At 76.3% G+C, this 20,100-nt stretch carries 3 protein-coding genes; 1 reads left to right on the top strand and 2 read right to left on the bottom strand.

The features are described 5' to 3' along the window. Positions 1 to 8: 8 nt before the first annotated feature. Positions 9 to 7,742 (bottom strand): non-ribosomal peptide synthetase, encoded by a 7,734-nt coding sequence (locus NDAS_RS21280; RefSeq protein ID WP_013155305.1) that lies wholly within the window; start codon positions 7,740 to 7,742, stop codon positions 9 to 11. 37 nt (positions 7,743 to 7,779) lie between these two features. Continuing rightward, positions 7,780 to 9,159, bottom strand: coding sequence for a serine hydrolase domain-containing protein (locus tag NDAS_RS21275; RefSeq protein WP_013155304.1), 1,380 nt, complete (start codon positions 9,157 to 9,159; stop codon positions 7,780 to 7,782). A gap of 1,156 nt (positions 9,160 to 10,315) precedes the next feature. Between NDAS_RS21275 and NDAS_RS21270 the strand changes: the two genes are divergently transcribed. Beyond that, entirely contained in the window at positions 10,316 to 20,059 is a 9,744-nt protein-coding gene (locus NDAS_RS21270; protein ID WP_013155303.1) for a non-ribosomal peptide synthetase, read from the top strand. Positions 20,060 to 20,100: the final 41 nt, after the last annotated feature.

Raw genomic sequence — 20,100 nt, 5'->3', positions numbered from 1 at the left:
CGGCACGGTCAGCGCGCCCGGCGGTTCCGCGCGCGCCCCCGCCCGGCCTCGCGCACGAGGCCGCGCAGCCGTTCGGTGTACTCGTCGGCCAGGGCCCGCACCGTCTCGGGCCGGTGCCGGTTGGCCGAGTAGGTCCAGGAGAACTCCAGCCGCCCGCCGGTGACGCCGCCGGTCACGTCGAACAGGCCGGTGCGCTCCTCCTGGGGGGCGTGGTCGCACGGCGGCAGGGGCAGCAGACGCCCCACGGGGCCGCCGTCCCGGTCGCCGAACCGCCCCAGGTAGTTGAAGGCCACCCGGGGTTCGGGCATCGCGGCCAGCGGAGCCGGAACCCCGTCGCCGCCCAGCTCGCGCAGCGCCCCGAACCCGATCGCCTCCGGCGCCGCCCGCCGCTGGGCCCGGGCGGCGGCCACCGCCTCGGCCGTGCCGGTGCCCGGGGGGACCTCCAGCAGCACCGGGTGGATGGCGGTGAACCAGCCCACCGTGCGGGACAGGTCCACGTCGTCGAACAGGTCCTCGCGGCCGTGGCCCTCCTTGGCCACCAGCAGGCGGGGGTCGCCGCTCCAGTCGGTCAGCACCCGGCCCAGCGCGCCGAGCAGCACGTCGTCGATGCTGCTGCGCAGCGTGCCGGGCACCCGGCGCAGCAGCGCCTCGGTCTCCTCCGCCGACAGGGAGGCCGTGACGATCCGCTGGGAGGCCACGTCGTTGGGGCCCGAGTCCAGCTCCACCGGCAGGCGGGCGTCCGCGGCCCGGGTCGCGAGGTCGGCCCAGTACCCGGCGTCCCCGTCGAAGGCGCCCCGGGCGGTGTGGTCCCCGAGGCGGCGCGCCCACTCGGGGAAGGGGGTGGTGGGCGCTCCCAGGTCCACCGCCTCCCCGCGCTCCAGCTGACCGTAGGCGGTGGCCAGGTCCTCCAGCAGCACCCGCCAGGACACGGCGTCGACCACCAGGTGGTGCGCCGACAGCAGCACGCGCGGAGCCCGGCGCCCGCCCGGGTCGAACACCACCGCCTCGAACAGGGGCCCCTCCGCGAGCCGCTTGGCGGGGCGCTCGCGCAGGGCCTCGCGCTCCACCGCCCGCTCCAGCTCCCCGTCGCCGCCGTCCACGCGCACCACCCTGGCGCCGGGCGCCGCGTCGGCGTCCAGGTGCCCGCGCGGGCCGTCCGCGGTGTCGGTGACCCGCAGCCGCAGCATGTCGTGGTGCGCGGGCAGGCTGTCGGCGGCCCGCGCCCACAGCCGGGGGTCGGTGCCCTCGGCCGCCTCGAACAGCAGTGACATGTCGAAGTGCTCGGGGCGGCGCGTGCGGGTGCGCAGGAACCAGCGCTCCACCGGCGTGGGCGGGACGGTTCCGGTGACCGGGATCCGCACGGGCGCGCCGTCCGCGGCCCCGCCCCGCTCGGCCGCGGCGGCCAGGTCGGCGACGGTTTGGTGCAGGAAGGCGTCGCGCGTGGTGATGTTCCATCCGGCCTCGCGCACCCGCGAGACCATCTGGATGCTCAGGATCGAGTCGCCGCCCAGCGAGAAGAAGTTGTCGTGGCGGCCCACGTCCGCGACCCGCAGCAGCTCCGCCCAGATATCCGCGAGCGCCTCCTCGACGGCGCCGCGGGGGGCCGCGTCCGGGGCGGCGCGCTCCCCGGGCTCGGCGGGCTCGGGCAGGGCGGCCCGGTCCACCTTGCCGTTGGCGTTGAGGGGGATGGCGTCCAGGAACACCACGGCGCCCGGGACCATGTAGTCGGGCAGGGTCCGGCGCAGCCGCTCGCGCAGGTCCGGCAGGTCCGCGTCCGCTCCCGGAGCGCGGACCGCGTAGGCGACCAGGCCGCGCGCTCCGGAGGCGGAGCGGTGCACCTGGACGGTGGCCTGCGCCACGTCGGGCAGGCGCAGCAGGGCCGCCTCCACCTCCCCGGGTTCGATGCGAAAGCCCCGCAGCTTGACCTGGGAGTCGGCGCGGCCGGTGTACTCCAGTTCGCCGGAGTTGTTCCAGCGCACCAGGTCACCGGTGCGGTAGAGCCGCCCGCCGTCGCCGAAGGGGTCGGCCACGAAGCGCTCGGCGGTCAGCCCGGGGCGGCCGTGGTAGCCGCGGGTGACCCGGCCGCCCACGTACAGCTCGCCGACCGCGCCCACCGGGACCGGCCGCAGCCGCTCGTCCAGCACGTGCAGCCGGGTGCCGTCCAGGGGGCGGCCGATCGGCACCGGTTCGGGCGTGGCGCCCTCCCGGGGCAGCGCGTGGTGGGCGGCGAAGGTGGTGGTCTCGGTGGGCCCGTAGCCGTTGGCCACGATCGTGTCCGGGCAGGCGCGGCGCACCCGCTCCACCGCGTGCGGGCTGGCCGCCTCGCCCCCGGTGATGACCTGCTCCATCCCGGTGAAGCAGGAGGGGTCCTGCGCGGCGTAGAGGTTGAACAGCGCCGCGGTGACGAAGGTGGCGCTGACCCGGTGCTCCGACACCAGGGCGGCGAAGCCGTCCGCGTCCAGGCGCCCCGGCGGGGCCACCACGACGGTGCCGCCGGTCAGCAGCGCCGCCCAGATCTCGTAGGTGGCGGCGTCGAAGGCGTGTGAGGAGTGGAAGAGCGTGCGCCGGGCGTGCCCGCCGGACCAGCGCCGGTCCGCGGCCAGGCGCACCACGTCGGCGTGGGTCACCGCCACGCCCTTGGGCGCGCCGCTGGAACCGGAGGTGTACATGACGTAGGCGAGCTGGTCGGGGCGGGCGCCGTCCAGTCCACGCGCCCCGACGTCCGTGGCCGGTGCGGCGTCGGCGGCGTCGACCAGCACCGCCGTGCAGGTCGGCGGCACCCGGTCGGCGGAGGCGGTGTCGGTGATCGCGCAGGGCGCCCCCGTCTCGGCGACCAGCAGGCGGACGCGTTCGGCGGGGTCGTCGGGGTGGACGGGGACGTAGGCGCCCCCGGCGCGCAGCACCGCGAGCATCGCGGTGACCACGTGCGGCCCCCGCTCCAGCAGCAGGGGCACGGGCGTCTCGGCCCCCACCCCCAGCGAGCGCAGCCGCGCCGCCAGGGCGGCGGAGGCGCGGTCCAGTTCGGCGTAGGTCACCGCCGTGCCGGGGCCCGCCAGGGCCGGGTGGTCGGGGTTCTCGCGCGCCCGCTCGCCGAACACGCCGGGCACCGAGGCCGGGGGGTGGCCGGGCGTGCCGGTGCCCCAGGACCGCAGGGCCTCGGCCTCCTCCGGGGCGGGCGCGGGGGCCAGGGAGCGCACGGGCGCCCCGGGCGCGCGGGAGAGCAGGTCGAGGACGGCGGTCAGGTGGTGGGCGATCCGGTCGGCGGTTCGGGCGTCGAACAGGTCGGTGTCGTACTCCACCGCGCCCAGCAGCCGCCCGTCCTCCTCCGCGAACTCCACCGTCAGGTCGAACTGGGTGTGCCGGTGGACGACGTCGTGCGGGCGCGCGCGGAGTCCGCCGACCCTCCAGGGGGCGCCCGGTGTGTTGCGCAGGGTGACCAGCGCCTGGACCAGGGTGGGGCGGGAGGGGTCGCGTTCCTGCCCGGTCGCGTCCACGACGCCGTCGAAGGGCACCTCGCCGTGCTCGAACGCGGCCAGGACGGTCTCGCGCACGTCGGCGAGCAGCGAGGCCGCGCTCGCGTCGGGGTCCACCCGCAGGCGCAGGGCCACGGTGTCGACGAAGAACCCGACCGTGTTCTCCAGGGCCGCGTCGTCGCGCCCGGAGGTCACCGTGCCCAGCACGAGGTCGCGCTGGCCGCTGTGGCGTGCGAGGGTCACCGCGGTGGCGGCGGCCAGCACCATGAACAGCGTCAGGCCGTGCTCGGACTCCAGCGCGCGGACGCCCTCGCGCACCCGCGCGGGGACCTCGAAGGCGCGCGCGGCGCCGAGGCCGCGCCGCCGGGCGGGCCGGGGCCGGTCGGTCGGCAGCGCCAGGGGCTCCACCCCGGCGAGCTGCTCGCGCCAGTACCGCAGGTGTTCCTCGAAGGCGCCCGAGCGGGCCCGTTCCTCCTGCCACACGGCCACGTCGGTGGCGCGCAGGCCCACCGGCTCCAGGTCCGCGGCGCCGGGCAGCGCGTCGGCCGGGACGCCGGGCCGCTCGCGGGCGGCCTCGTAGAGCGCGCCCAGGTCCCCGAAGAGCACCGACATCGACCAGGCGTCGGTGACGATGTGGTGCATGGCGACGGAGAGGACGTGGTCGCCCTCGTCCACGCGCACCAGCAGGACCCGGGTCAGGGGTCCACCGGCCAGGTCGAAGGGACGCGCGGCGAACTCCTCCAGCAGAGCGTCCAGCCGCTCCTCGCGTCCGGCGCCGGGCGGGCCGTCCAGCTCGACCGTCTCCACGGGCAGACCGGAATCGGGGAGCACGACCTGGTGCGGCGTGCCGTCCCGGGAGGGGAAGACCGTGCGCAGCGCCTCGTGGCGCGCGGACAGGGCGTGCAGGGCCCGCTCCAGCGCCGCGGTGTCCAGTTCACCGGTCAGGCGCAGCGCGCCGCCGGAGTTGTACCCGGACCCTCCGGGCGAGTACTGGTCCAGGAACCACATCCGGCGCTGGGCGGCGGACAGGGGCGCGGGGCCCTGGCGCTCCGTCCGCGCGGGCGCGTCGCGGCGGTCGCCGGAGCCGTCGTAGAGCTCGGCCAGCGCCGCGATGGTGGGCCGCTCGAACAGCGCGCGCAGCGGGGGCCGGTAGCCCAGCCGCTCGGCGGCGCGGGCGAGCACGCGCACGCCGGTGACGGAGTCGCCGCCCACGCGGAAGAAGTCGTCGTGCACGCCGACGCGCTCCAGGCCCAGCAGGGAGCACCACACCCGGGCCAGCTCCCGCTCCGCGCGGTTGCGCGGGGCCGTGTGCCCGGCGCCGGAGCGCGCGGCCCAGTCCACGGCGGGCAGGGCGCGCCGGTCGGTCTTGCCGTTGGCGGTGACCGGGACGCTCTCCAACACGACGAAGGCCGCCGGGACCATGTAGGCGGGGAGCACACGGGCGGCCCGCTCCAGGTCGGCGGGGGTCGGGGCGTGCCCGGGGGAGGGGACGGCGTAGGCGACCAGGCGGCGCGAGGCTCCGGTGCCGTCGACCACGACCACGGCCCGTTCGACCCCGGGCAGGCGGGTGAGGGCGTGCTCGACCTCGCCCGGCTCCACGCGGTGGCCGCGGATCTTGACCTGGTCGTCGGTGCGGCCGAGGAACTCCAGCCGCCCGCCGACGCGGCGGACCAGGTCGCCGGAGCGGTACATGCGCCCGCCCTCGGCGTCCGGGTCGGCGACGAAGCGCGCGGCGGTGGTGCCGGGCAGGTTGAGGTAGCCGTGGGCCAGCCCGTCGCCGCTGATGTAGAGCTCGCCGGGGACGCCGTCGGGCACCGGGCGCAGCCAGCGGTCCAGGACCCGTACGCGGGTGCCCGTCGCGGGGTCGCCCAGGGGAGGGATGCCGCCGTCCGTCAGCGGCGCGCTGAGGGTGGTGCACACGGTGGACTCGGTGGGGCCGTAGCCGTTGTACACGGCCCGGTCGCCGCAGAAGCGGGCGACCTGCTCGCCGGGGCAGGCCTCGCCCGCAACGAGCAGGTGCTCCACCGGGCCCAGCTCGTCGGGGGACAGGCCGGGCAGCAGCGCGGGCGGCAGGGTCACGTGGGTGACGCGGTGCTCGCGCAGGGCGCGGGGCAGGCCCTCGCCCGCCAGGGACGGCCGCGGCAGCAGCACGGCGGCCGCGCCGTTGAGCAGCGCCACCACCAGCTCGGCGATGGCCGCGTCGAAGCTGGGGGAGGCGAACTGGAGCAACCGCGAGCCGGGGCCCACGCGCATGCGCTCGCCCTGGAAGGCGGCCAGGGCGGCCAGGCCGCGGTGCGCCACCAGGACGCCCTTGGGCCTTCCGGTGGAGCCGGAGGTGTAGATGAGGTAGGCGGGGTCCTCGGGGAGGACGCGCTCGCGCAGCGGCTCCGCGCGGTCCACGTCGGGGTCGGCCGCGTCCACCAGCGGACCGCCCCCGGGGAGGCGACGGGCGCCCGCGGCGTCGGCGACCACCGCGCGCGGCTCGGCGTCGTCGAGGATCGCGGCCAGGCGCTCCTTCGGGTACTCCGGGTCCAGGGGGACGTAGACCGCCCCCGCGTACACCACTCCCAGCAGGGCCTCGGCCAGGGCCGGGCCGCGCTCCACGCACACGCCGACGCGGTCGCCCCGCGCCACGCCGAGTTCGCGCAGCCGCCGGGCCAGGCGCGCGGCCCGCCCGTCCGCCTCGGCGAAGGAGACGGTGCGGTCCGCGCCGACCAGGGCGGGGTCGTCGGGGCGCAGGCGCGCCCGCTCGGCGAACAGCTCGGGCAGGCTCCGCGGCCGGGGCCCGGGCTCCCCGGTCCAGGAGCGCTCCAGCTCCCCGGCCCGCTCGGGGCCGACCAGCGCCACGGCGCGCAGCGGCCGGGGGTCCTCGGCGTTCTCCAGCACCCGCACCAGGTCTCCGACCAGGCGCTCCACGGTGGCGCGGTCGAAGAGCGCGGTGTCGAACTCGGCCGAACCGGCGACGCCGCCGGGGCCGGGACGGAACTCCAGGGTCAGGTCGAAGACCGACTGGCCGCGCCGCACCGGCACGGGCTCGGCCTCCAGGCCGCCCAGCCCCGTCGCGGGCCCCTGGGCGCTCTGGAAGACCACGGCGGCCTGTACCAGCGGTGGCACGGCGGGGTCGCGTTCGGTCAGGACGGCGTCCACGACCGTGTCGAAGGGGACCTCACCGTGGTCGAGGTCGGCGAGGAACCCGGCGCGCGTCCGGTCGAGCAGCGCGCCGAAGGACAGCTCCTCGTCCACGTGCTGGCGCACGGCCAGGGTGTTGACGAAGAAGCCCGCCGTCGCGTGCAGCCGCCGGTCCTCGCGGCCGGAGGCGACGGTGCCCAGCACCACGTCGGGGTTGCGGCTCCAGCGGGCCGCGGTCACCTGGGCCGCGGCCAGCAGCACCGTGGACAGGTGGGTGCCGTGGTCGGCGGCCAGGCGTTCGAGGCGCTCCGTCAGAGGTGCGGACAGCGCGAAGGGCAGGGTGTCTCCCGCTCCCTCGCGCACGGCCGGGCGCGGGCGGTCGGCGGGCAGTTCGAGCACGGGCGGGTCGGCGAGCCTGCGGCGCCAGTACTCCAGCGAGCGGTCCAGGGCGGGGCCGTCCAGGCGCGTGCGCTGCCACGCGGCGTAGTCGGCGTACTGGAGGGGCGGCGCGCCCAGCTCCTCGGCCAGGGATTCCGGCGCGCGTCCGGGGTCGGCGGTGGCGGCGCGGTAGAGGGTGTCCAGTTCGGTGCGCAGCAGGTCCAGGGACCAGCCGTCGGTGACGATGTGGTGCAGGCACAGCACCAGCACGTGGACGCCGGGCCCCTCGGCCAGCAGCCTGGCCCGCATCAGGGGGCCGCGCTCCAGGTCGAAGGGCAGGGCGTACTCGCGGGCCGCCAGTTCGGCGGCCTCCTCGCGGCTCCCGGCGGCGGTCACCGGCAGCTCCACCTCGCGGGGGGCGCCGATGACCTGGCGCCCCTCGCCGTCCACCTCGGTGAAGGTCGTGCGCAGGGACTCGTGCCGGTGCACGAGCGCGGTCAGGGAGCGCCGCAGCGCCCCGGCGTCCAGGTCCCCGGTCAGCCTCAGCACCAGGGCGGAGTTGTAGTCGGTGCGGCCGGGAGCCATCTGCTCCAGGACCCACAGCCGCTGCTGGGCGAAGGACAGCGCGGCCGGGCGGTCGCGGGGCACGCTCGGGATGTCCTGGCCGCTCCCGCCGCGCGAGCGCAGGCGGCGCAGGACCTCCTCGCGCGCCCTGGCCCGGGCGGCGTCGGTGGTGGGGTCGGCGGTGGCTTCGCTGCTCATGGTGGCTGTGCCGGTCCTCGTCTGCGCAGGGTGTGGATCAGGCGTTGGGGCCCACGGCGAGCCCGCTCAGGCGCAGGGTGCGCCCGTTGTACTGGAGCGCCGTGGCGCGCCGGGGCTCGGCGGGGTCGGCCAGGAAACGCCCGCTGAGCGCGATCCCGCCGTGGCGCTCGGAGACGACGCGGAAGGCGCCGCCCGGGCCGGTGGACAGCGCGCCCTCGAAGCCGTTGGACATGACCAGCCGGTACCCGTCCCGGCCCGGGACGACCTCGGCGACCAGGCCGCCGTTGCCGTAGCGCCCCGTGACGCGGCCCGGGCCGGGCCCGGTGGCGGTGCCCTCGGCCGCGGCGTCGGGCTGGCGGTAGTGGCCCACGTCCACCCCCAGCTCGCGCAGGCCGCGGACCACGTGCTCCCAGGCGGTCACGCCGGTGGTGGCGTTGGTGGTCAGCGCCACCACCGAGCCGCCCTCGGGGTCCACACGCAGGTTGCAGGTGGCGCCGTCCAGGGTGCCGTCGTGGCCGTACCACAGGCGGTCACCGGCCAGGTGCAGCGACCACCCGGCGCCCCAGCCGTCGGCCAGGCCGAAGGGGTCGGCCACGCTCACCGAGCGGCCCATCTCGCGCAGCACGTCTGGTGCGGCGACCTCGCCGTCCAGGGCGGCGTGCTCGGGGTCGAGGAAGGCGCGGCCGAAGGCGGCCAGGGCGGTGGCGCTGGCGGCCAGGCCCCCGGCCGGGGCGAGCGCCGGTTCGATGTGGAAGCCCACCGGGTGGGCCCGGCCCGCGCCGTCGACGGCGTGTCCGGTGACCAGGTCGGCGGTGGGGAAGGGGCGCGGCGCCAGGACCGGCGCCAGTTCCATGCCGGTGGAGCCGCACAGGTGCGACTCCACGGTCTCCCACCAGCTCTGCCCGGTGACGGTCTCCACGAGCCGGCCCGCCACGGCGTAGCCGGTGTTGGAGTAGGAGAACAGCGTGCCCGGCTCGGCGACGCGGTCCTCGGGCGCGAGCGAGGAGACGTAGCGGCGCAGGGAGGGCGCGGGCGCGGTCTCGGAGCGCTCCGAGACCAGCCCGGCGGTGTGGCTGAGCAGCTGGCGGGGGGTGGCGCCCCGCAGCGGGTGGTCGGGGGAGGACCCGCCCAGGTGGTCCAGGACCGGGGCGTCGAGGTCGACGTCTCCGTCCTCCACCAGTTGCATGACCAGGGCGGCGGTGACGGTCTTGGTCACCGACCCCATCGGGAAGAGCGAGTCGGGCGCCACGGGGCGCCCCGTCTGGATGTTCTCCACCCCGGTGGCGCAGGTGTGCAGCTCACCGCGGTGGTAGACCGCCAGTTGGGCTCCGGGGACGCCGGCCTGGTGAGAGGTCCGGCGGAGCAGGTCGGACAGGGCGTCGCGCACGACGTTCTCCTCGTGGGAGTCGGAGGGCACCCGAAAGGCCGGCGCTCGGGACGGGAGCGGCCGGTCGCTTCGGTGGGGACGGGGCGGTACACCGCACGTGCCACGGATACTCACATATCGCTTCGAATCTTGGCAAGGGTTTCGGATATGTCGGGAACCAGGTGACGGGGAATACGGTCCGGGCCTTCCAGGAGATTTCCGGGGTGTGAAGACATTAGCCCCGTACCGAGGCCTTCGTGTTTTTCCCGGTGTATCCCCGCCGTTAGCAGGGGGTTCGCCTTCCGGTCGGGACGGTGAAGGCTTGGATGGGAGGGTCGTGTCGCGTTGTGGACGTCGGTCGACAACGGCCTGGGTTTACCCGCGTGATTGTGTTCCTTGTCACCCGTTCGTGCTGGTGAAGAGGGGATTGCGGTCAATAGTGCTCCTGTTCGCGTATGCGCTGTTTTGGTCGCTGAAACGGCGGTTCTTCTGCGGGAGCGGGGCCGAAGGGATCGTCGGGTGAACGCGGTTCGGTCTTTTGTGGAGTAACCCGTGTACTGGGTTCCGGGGTGTGGTATGGGCCTTGTCGAGGTCCTGAGCGGCGGTGATGTGCCCGCCCGGGCGGGTGTGCTCCCGTGGGGCGGCCTCGGGGTGCGGCCGTCGGGGCCCGGGGTGGGGGTGTGGTTTCGGCGGTGTCGTACGTCGGGGGCGTGCGTACGGGGCTGACCTGCGGGCGGAGGAGGGATTTCCCTGATGGCCGCATGTGGACAGGTATTGCCCGATCCTTTACTTTGAGTAATTTAACCACTCCGTACGGTATCCAAACCTTCCGCTCTTGTGTGGCTTTTGTTCGCTTTACATGGCTTTGTGCTGGCGCGATATGTTGAATATGGCTTTTACTCTATTTTGTCTGATTTGGGGCTTGAGTATTCCGTGTGGTGCAAGGTGCTCGGTCTGGGGTTATCTGTCGCCGAAGGGAATATCTGGATGAAGGTGTTTTTGGTAAAGTGCCCGGTTGGATAAGCCGGTATGGCACGCTCTGTTGACGTCCGGCGGTCCGCTGGGAATGGCGGTCCGATTCGCGTCCGCCCGCCCGCCGCCGGACGGCCACGTCACCACCGAGGCGGCGGGCGGCCGGACCCCCACACCGCCCCCACACCCGACCCTCCGCCGTCCTCCCTCCCGAACACGCGCCAGGAGCCGTCACGTGCTGTCCTCCCAGGAGTCCACCCGTCCCGCCCCCGACCCCGCGGACACGGCCCCGCCCTCCTCGGTCCCGGATGCCTTCGCCGCGCAGGCGGCCCGCACCCCCGACGCCCCGGCCCTGCTCGGCGGCTTCCCCACGGTGACCTACGCCGAGCTCGACGCCCGCTCCGCCGACCTGGCGCGCCTGCTGCTGGCCCGCGGGCTCGCACCCGAGGGCACCGTCCTGCTCGCGCTGGAGCGGGGGCCGCACGTGGTCACCGCGATGCTCGCGGTGCTGCGCGCCGGGGGCGCCTACGTGCCCGTCCACCCCGACGAACCCGCCGAGCGGGTGCTCGCCGCCGCCGAGCGCACCGGCGCGCGCCTGGTGCTCACCGACCGCGCGCTCGGCCCCCGCCTGCCCGCCCGCCTGGCCGACCTGGCCCGGATCATCGACCTGGACGCGGAGGGCGGCCCGGAGACCGGAGTGGACGGACGGGGCGGCACGGCCCAGGACGGTGCCGCCGGGGAGGGCACGGCCGTGGGCGGTTCCACCAGGGGCGACTCCGCCGGGGGCGGCTCAACCGGGGACCGTGCCACCGGGGACGGCTCCGCCAACGGGGTCACCGGACCGGAGCTGCCCGCCCCCCACCCCCGCGCGCTGGCCTACGTCATGCACACGTCCGGCTCCACCGGAGAGCCCAAGGGAGTGGCGGTCACGCACGCCGACGTGGTGGCGCTGGCGCGCGACCCCCGCTGGGGCGGCGGCCGTGACCGGCGCGTGCTGCTGCACTCCTCGCACGCCTTCGACGCCGCCACCTACGAGATCTGGGTACCGCTGCTGCGCGGCGGCGCCGTGGTCGTCGCTCCGCCGCAGCGGCTCACCGCCGGGGAGTTCGGCGCGCTGGCCCGCCGCCACCGGATCACCTCCACCTTCGTCACCGCCGCCCTGTTCGACCTGTTCGCCGCCCAGGACCCCTCCTGCTTCGCCCCGCTGCGCGAGGTCATCGCCGGGGGAGAGGCCGTCCCGCCCGGCGCGGTCCGCGCCGTGCTGGACGCCTGCCCCGGCACGGCGGTCGCCAACGGCTACGGGCCCACCGAGACCACCACCTTCGCCACGCACTTCGCCGTGGACCGCGACCGGCCCCCGCTGCTGTCGGTGCCCATAGGCACGCCCCTCGACGGGATGCGCGCCCGGGTGCTCGACGACCGGCTGGTTCCGGTCGCGCCGGGCGCGGTCGGGGAGCTCTACGTGGGCGGGGCCGGGGTGGCCCGCGGCTACCTGGGCCGCCCCGGACTGACCGCCGAACGCTTCGTGGCCGACCCCCTCGGCGGCGGCGAGCGGCTCTACCGCACCGGCGACCTGGTGCGCCGCGACGCCGACGGCCTGCTGGAGTACGTCGGCCGCGCCGACTCCCAGGTCAAGATCCGGGGCTTCCGGATCGAACCCGGGGAGATCGAGGCCGCGCTACTGGCCCAGGACGGCGTCTCCCAGGCCCTGGTCACCGTCCGCGAGGACGCCCCGGGCGCGCGCGTCCTGGTCGGCTACGTCGTCGGGACCGCCGACACCGGCGCCCTGCGCGAACGCCTGGCCGACCGCCTGCCCGGCTACATGGTTCCCACCGCCGTCGTGGCCCTGGACGCGCTGCCCCTGACCGCCAACGGCAAGGTCGACCACCGCGCCCTGCCCGCGCCCGCCGTCCGCTCCGCCGCCGACCACGTCGAGCCGCGCGAGGGCGCCGAACGCGCCGCCGCCGAGGAGTTCGCCGCGGCCCTGGGCCTGGAGCGCGTCGGCGCCCGCGACGACTTCTTCGCCCTGGGCGGCGACTCCATCCTCGCCGCCCGCGTGGCCTGGCGCCTGGGCGAGCGCCTGGGCACCGGCCTCGACCCGCGCGCGCTGTTCCGCCACCCCACCCCCGAGGGCATCGCCGCGGCCGAGGACGCCGGGCGCCGCGAGGAACCCATCGCCCCGGCCGGGCGCGGCCGACCGCTGCCGCTGTCGGCCGCCCAGCGCCGCCTGTGGTTCCTGCACCAGCTCGACGGCGACAGCGCCGAGTACCACACCGGAAGCGCCTTCCGCCTGCGCGGACCGCTCGACGTGTCCGCGCTCGGCCGCGCCCTGGAACTGCTCCAGCAGCGCCACGAGGCCCTGCGCACCACCTACGACACCGTCGACGGCGAGCCCGTCCAGTACGTGCGCGAACCCCGCGCCTACCTGCTCACCGTGCGCGAGATCCCCTCCGCCGACCCGGCCGACCGCGAGCGGGAGCTGCACCGGCACCTGCTGCGCGAGGTGGACACCCCCTTCGACCTCGTGGCGGGGCCGCCCACCCGCGCCCTGCTGCTGCGCCTGGACGAGCGGGACCACGTCCTGGTCCTGAGCACCCACCACATCGCCTGCGACGGCTGGTCGGTCGACCTGCTCCACCGCGACCTCGCCGCGTACTACCGGGCCGCCGTGCGCGGCGAGGAGCCCGACACCCGCGCGGAGACCGACTACGCCGACTTCGCCGTCTGGGAGCAGGGCCGCTGGGAGGGGCCCGAGGCCCGGCACCGCCTGGAGTACTGGGCGCGCGTCCTGGAGGACGTGCCCCCGCTGGCCGTGCCCACCGACCGGCCCCGGCCCGCCCGGCGCACCACAGCCGGCGCCGTGCACCGCACCCGCCTGACCCCCGACCAGCTCCGGGGCCTGCGCGCGCTGGGCGGGGCGTGCGGCGCCACGCTCTTCGCGACCCTGGCCGCCCTGACCCAGGCCGTGCTCTCGGCCGCGTCGGGCTCGGCCGACGTCGCCCTGGGCGCGGCCTCCGCCGGACGCGACCACCCCCAGTTGGAGGACGTGGTCGGCTTCTTCGTCAACCCGGTCGTGCTCCGCTCGCGCCTGAGGCCGGGCACCACCGCTGCCGAGTTCGTCGGGCAGGTGCGCGCCGAGGCCGACGCCGCCCTCGCCCACGAGATGCCCTTCGACCGCGTCGTCGACGCCCTGGTCACCGAGCGCGACCCCTCCCGCGGCCCCCTGTTCCAGGCGCTGATGGTCCTCCAGAACGCCCACACCGGTGGGCTGGAACTGGAGGGCCTGCGCGCCGAGGAGGTCGACCTGCCGCGCACCGCCGCCCTGGCCGACCTGGTCTTCGAGTACGCCGAACGCGACGGCGCCCTGCGCCTGTCGGTGGAGTACAACACCGACCTGTACGACGCCGGGCGCGTGGCGGCCCTGGCCGACACCCTGTCCCGGCTGGCCGACGCCGTCGTCGCCGACCCCGGCCTGGACCTGGCCGCCCTGGACCTGCGGCCCGAGGCCGAACGCGCCCTCCTGGACTCCTGGGAGCACGCCCCCGCCCAGGGCGCGCCCGCCTCCGTGACCGCCGCGTTCGCCGAGCAGGCCGCCCGCACCCCCCGCGCCCCGGCCCTGGTCGGCGACTTCCCGGCGCTGACCTACGCCGAACTCGACGCCCGCTCCGCCGACCTGGCCCGCCTGCTGCGGGCCTGGGGGGTCGGCACGGAGGACGCCGTGCCGCTGCTGCTGGAGCGGGGGCCGCACGTGGTCACCGCGATGCTCGCGGTGCTGCGCGCCGGGGGCGCCTACGTGCCCGTCCACCCCGACGACCCCGCCGAACGCGTGGCCTGGACGGTCGAACGCACCGGCGCGCGCGTCATCGTCACCGACACCGCCTCGCGCTCCCGCCTGCCCGGGGGCACCGACGCGCGCGTGCTGGTCCTGGACGGGCACGGCCCCTACCCGACCGTGCGGACCGAGGACCCCCTGCCCGAGGCAGACCCGCGCGCGCTGGCCTACGTCATGCACACCTCCGGCTCCACCGGAGAGCCCAAGGGCGTGGCGGTCACGCACGCCGACGTGGTGGCCCTGGCGCGCGACTCCCGGTGGGGCGGGAGCCGCGACGAGCGCGTGCTGTTCCACTCCTCACACGCCTTCGACGCCGCCACCTACGAGATCTGGACGCCGCTGCTGCGCGGCGGGGCCGTGGTCGTCGCGCCGCCCGGACGCATGAGCGCCGAGGAGTTCGGCGCGCTGGTCCGTCGCCACCGGATCACCTCGACCTTCGTCACCGCCGCGCTGTTCAACCTCTACGCCGCCCAGGACCCCTCCTGCTTCGCCCCGCTGCGCGAGGTCATCACGGGGGGCGAGGCCGCCAGCCCGGCGAGCGTGCACCGGGTGCTGCGGGCCTGCCCCGGCACCGCGGTCGCCAACGGCTACGGGCCCACCGAGACCACCACCTTCGCCGCCCACCACACCGCCGCTCGCACCGCGGAACCGGTGCGCACCGTGCCCGTCGGCACGCCCCTGGACGGCATGCGCGCGCGGGTGCTCGACACCCTCCTGCGCCCGGTGCCCCCGGGCGCGGTCGGGGAGCTCTACGTGGGCGGGGCCGGAGTGGCCCGCGGCTACCTGGGCCGCCCCGGACTGACCGCCGAGCGCTTCGTGGCCGACCCCGCGGGAGACGGCGAACGGCTCTACCGCACCGGCGACCTCGTGCTGTGGAACGGCTCCGGGGAGCTGGAGTACGTCGGCCGCGCCGACTCCCAGGTCAAGATCCGGGGCTTTCGGATCGAACCCGGCGAGGTCGAGGCCGCCCTGCTCGCCCTGGAGGGCGTCGCCGAGGCCGTCGCCCTCGTGCGCGCCGCACCCGGCGGCGGGCGCAGACTCCTCGCCTACGCCGTGCCCTCGACCGGGGAGGCGGACGAGGAGACCGCCGAGGAGTGGCGCCGCGCCCTGGCCCGCGTCCTGCCCGGCTACATGGTTCCCGCCGCCGTCGTGGCCCTGGACGCCCTGCCCCTGACCGCCAACGGCAAGGTCGACCGCCGCGCCCTGCCCGACCCCGGGCACGGCGGGGAGCACACCGCCCCCCGCACCGACACCGAACGGATCCTCGCCGAGGTGTTCGCCTCCGTCCTGGCCGTGGAGCGCGTGGGCGTGCACGACGACTTCTTCGCCCTGGGCGGCGACTCCATCCTCAGCATCCAGATGGTCTCCCGGGCCCGCCTGGCCGGTGTGGAGCTGAGCAGCCGCGACGTCTTCTCCCACCCCAGCGTCGCCGCCCTGGCCGAGGTGGCGCGGGTGCGGCGGCCCGGCGCGTCCGGCGCCGGGCCGGTGAGCGGCCCGATCACCGCCACGCCCGTCATGGGCTGGTTCGACCGCACCCACCCCGTGGCCCCCGACCACTTCGCCATGTCCGTGCTGCTCGACCTCGCCCGGCCCCTGGAGCCGCGCGCCCTGCGCACCGCCCTGGCCGCCCTCGCCGACCACCACGACATGCTGCGGCTGCGCCGCGACGGCGACGGCCCGCGCGTGGCCGAACCCGGCACGGCCGCCCCGCCGCTGAGCGTGGTCGACCTGTCCGGGCACGAACCCGGACGGGCTCGCGACCTGGCCGAGGAGAGCATTCGGGCCGCCCACCGCGGCCTCGACCTGGCCCGAGGCCCCGTCTTCGCCGCCGTCCTGCTCGACTCCGGCCCCGAGGGCTCCCGGCTGCTGCTGACCGCCCACCACCTCGTCGTGGACGGGGTGTCCTGGAGGGTGCTGCTGGAGGACCTGGCCACCGCCTACCGCCAGGCCGCCGAGGGCGAGCCAGTGGACCCGGGGCCGCGCACCACACCCTTCTCCGTGTGGGCCGACCGCCTGGCCCGGCACACCGCCGAGGGGGCCTTCGACGCCGAACTCGACACCTGGGCCGAGGTCGCCGCCACCCGCGCCGAACCGCCCCGCGACCACCCCGGCCGGGGCAACGGCCTGGTGCGCGACCAGGAGGTGGTCACCGCCGGGCTGTCCGAGGAGGACACCCGCCGCCTGCTGGCCGAGGCGCCCGCGGCCTTCCGCACCCGCGTCAACGACCTGCTGCTGTCCGCCCTGGGCCGGGTGCTGTGCGAGTGGACCGGCTCCGCGCGCGTGCCCGTGGACCTGGAGGGGCACGGCCGCGAGGACCTGTTCGAGGACCTGGACACCTCACGCACCGTGGGCTGGTTCACCACCGTGTTCCCCGTCGTGCTCACCGGCCGACCCGACCGGACCGAGCGGATCCGCGCCACCAAGGAGATGCTGCGCGCGGTCCCCGGCAACGGCCTGGGCTACGGCGCCCTGCGCCACCTGGGCACGCCCGAACAGCGGGCCCGTCTGGAACGCGACCCCGCGCCCGGCGTGAGCTTCAACTACCTGGGCCGCTTCGACACCGACCCCGGCCGGGGCGCCCTGCACACCGCGATGCGGCTCAACCCCGGCGGCGAGCACTCCCCGGACGAGGAGCGCGCCCACCTGGTCGAGGTGGTGGGCCGCTTCGAGGGCGAACGCCTGGTCTTCGACTGGTACCACGCCACCACCGTCCACGACACGGCCACCGTGCGCCGCCTCGCCGAGGCCATGGCCGCCGAACTCGCCGCGTTGGTGGAGCACTGCCTGGACCCCGCCCACGGCGGGGCCACCCCCTCCGACTTCCCGCTCGTGCGCCTGGAGCAGGACGAGGTCGACCGCCTCGTCGGCGACGGCCGCGACGTCCAGGACGTGTGGCCGCTCACCCCCATGCAGCAGGGCATGTTCTTCCACTCCGCCCTGGAGCCCGACTCCGGCTCCTACCTGGAGCAGGTCGTCGTGGACCTGGACGGCGTGGACGACCCCGGGGCCCTGGGCCGCGCCTGGCGGCGGGTGGTCGCGGCCACCCCCGTCCTGCGCGCCCGCGTGGCCTGGGAGGGGTTGTCCGAACCGGTCCTGCTCGTGCACCGCGCCGTCCCCGTCGAGGTGGCACACCTGGACCTGCGCGGCGCGGCGGAGGAGGAGCGCGAGCGTGCCCTGGCCGACCATCTGGCCGAGGACGCCGCCCGGGGCGTGGACCCCGTCCGCGACCCGCTCCTGCGGGTGGCCCTGCTGCGCACCGGCGACGCCTCCGTGCGCCTGGTGTGGACCTTCCACCACCTCGTCCTGGACGGGTGGAGCCTGCCCCTGGTCATGGAGGACGTCCTGGCCGCCTACCGGGGCGGCGTCCCGGCCGCGCGCCCCGACTACCGGGAGTACCTGCGCCGCCTGGCCGGACGCGACGCGGAGGAGGGGCACGCCTTCTGGCGGGGCGTGCTGGAGGGCGTCACGGAGCCCACGCCGCTGCCCTACGACCGGCCGCCCGCCGCCCTGCGCGCCGCCCGCTCCAGCGCCCGGAGCCAGGCCGCCCTCGCACCGGAGCGGGCCGGGGCCGTGCACGCCTTCGCCCGCGCCCACGGCCTGACCGTCAACGCCGTGGTCCAGGGCGCGTGGGCCCTGCTCCTGTCCGCGTACTCGGGGCGGGCCGACGTGGTCTTCGGCGCGACCACCTCGGGACGCCCCGACGACATGCCCGGGGTCGAGGCCGCGGTGGGCCTGTTCATCAACACCCTGCCGGTGCGCGTGGCCGTGGACCCCGCCGAGCCCGTGGCGCGGTGGTTGCGCCGCCTCCAGGAGGACCAGGCGCGCTCGCGGGCCCAGGACCACCTGTCGCTGGCGCGCGTGCAGGCCGAGGCGGGCCTGCCCGGGGACACCCCGCTCTTCGACAGCGTCGTGGTGTTCGAGAACTACCCCGTGGACGAGGCCGCCGCCGCCGAACACGGGCTGCGGGTCCGATTCGTCAACGCGGTGGAGGCCACCAACTACCCGCTCGCGCTGAGCGCCTACGCCTCCGACGGGCTGCGCCTGGTCTTGGGGCACGACCCGGCGTGCTTCGACGCCGGGACCGCGGATCGCCTGCTGGGCGACCTGGAGCGCATCCTGGTCTCGCTCACCGAGGACCCCGACCGCCCCCTGGGCCGGGTGGCCGGGGCCGACCCGGCCCGGTCGCTGGCCCTGGCCGACGGGGGCGGTGAGGAGCCGCCCGCCGCTACCGTCACCGGCCTGTTCGCCGAGCGGGCCGCCCGCCACCCCGAGGCGACCGCCCTGGTCGGCGCGGACGGCGAGTGGTCCTACGCCGAACTGGACGCCGAGGCCGACCGGGTCGCCGACCGCCTGGCCGCGCTGGGCGTGGGCGCGGAGTCCCGGGTGCTGCTGCTCATGCCGCGTTCGCCGCGGGTGGTGGCCGCCATGCTCGGCGTCCTGCGCACGGGGGCGGCCTACGCGCCGCTGCACGAGACCGTTCCGGCGGAGCGGGTCGCCTCCCTGGCCCGCGCGCTGGGCGCGCGCGTGGCCGTGGCCGATCCCGGCATGGCCGACCGCTGCGCGGACATGGAGATGGTGGTGGGCTACGCCGCGGACGGCACGCTGTCTGGTGCTGGTGCTGGTGCTGGTGCTGGTGCCGGGGCTGATGCTGTCGGTGGTGCGGACGGCGGCCCGGGTGTGACCCCTGGATCGGTAGCCGGGGCCGGTGCGAACGCTGATGTCGGTGGGGGCTCGGGTCCTGGTGTCGACGCAGGGACCGGAGCCGGTGCGAGTACGACCGCCGGGGGCGGGGGCGGGGGCAGGGCCGGTGCCCGCCGGGGTCCGGTGCACGGGCACACCGCCGCCTACGTCATGTTCACCTCGGGCTCCACGGGCACGCCCAAGGGCGTGGTGGTCGACCACCGGGCCGTGGTCGCCCTCAGCGCCGACTCCCGCTGGCGCGAGGGCCACGACAGGGTGCTGTTCCACTCCCCGCACGCCTTCGACGCCGCCACCTACGAGGTCTGGGTGCCGCTGCTCAACGGCGGAACCGCGGTGGTGGCGGACGGGCCGGTCTCCGCCGACGCCCTGCGCGAGCACACCGCCCGGCACGGGGTCAGCGCGGTCTTCCTCACCACCGCCCTGTTCAACCTCTTCGCCCAGCAGGACCCGGAGTGCTTCGCGGGGCTGCGCGAGCTATGGACCGGCGGGGAGGCCGCCGACCCGGCCTCCCTCGCCCGCGTGCGCCGGACGTGCCCCGACACAAAGCTGGTGCACGTGTACGGGCCCACCGAGGCCACCACCTTCGCCACGTGCACCCCGCTGAGCGCGGAGGAGGCCGACGCCGGGCACTGCCCGATCGGCCGTCCCATGGACGCCACCGGCGCCCACGTCCTGGACGGGGCACTGCGCCCGGTCCCGCCCGGCGCGGTGGGCGAGCTGTACCTGTCCGGGCCGGGGACGGCGCGCGGCTACGACGGCCAGCCCGGCCTGACCGCCGAGCGCTTCGTGGCCGACCCCTTCGACGACGGAGGGCGGCTCTACCGCACCGGCGACCTGGTGCGCTGGTCCGCCGAGGGACGCCTGGTCTTCGTGGGCCGCGCGGACGGCCAGGTGAAGCTGCGCGGGTTCCGCATCGAGACGGGCGAGGTGGAGGCCGCCCTGCTCCGTGGGCCCGGGGTCGCCCAGGCCGTGGTGCTCGTGGCCGAGGCGCCCACCGGCGGACGCCAGCTCGTCGCCTACGTCACCGGAGGGGAGGTGGACGCGGAGCTGGTGCGCGAGCGCCTGGCCCGCGAGCTGCCCGCCTACATGGTGCCCGCGGCCGTCACCGTGCTGGAGGCGCTGCCGCTCAACGCCAACGGCAAGGTGGACCGCGCCCGCCTGCCCGAACCCGCCTGGGCGCGCGCCGCCGCGCCCGTCCACGTCGAGCCGAGCACCCCCACCGAGGAGGCCGTGGCCGAGGTGTGGGGGCGCACCCTGGGGCTGGAGCGCATCGGGCGCGACGACAACTTCTTCGACATCGGCGGTGACTCGGTGCGCAGCCTCCAGGTGGTGCGCGAGGTCGAACGCCTGCTGGACGTCACGGTGCCCACCCGGTTGCTGTTCGACCACCAGACGGTGCGCGCCTACGCCGAGGCGGTGGAGGACGTGCTGCTGGAACAGATGTGACGCGGGGCCCGGGCGCCGCCGGTCGGCGGCGCCCGCGCGGT

The sequence above is a fragment of the Nocardiopsis dassonvillei subsp. dassonvillei DSM 43111 genome (assembly GCF_000092985.1).
GTDB lineage: Bacteria > Actinomycetota > Actinomycetes > Streptosporangiales > Streptosporangiaceae > Nocardiopsis > Nocardiopsis dassonvillei.
This window is presented reverse-complemented; position numbering and strand designations above follow the sequence as displayed.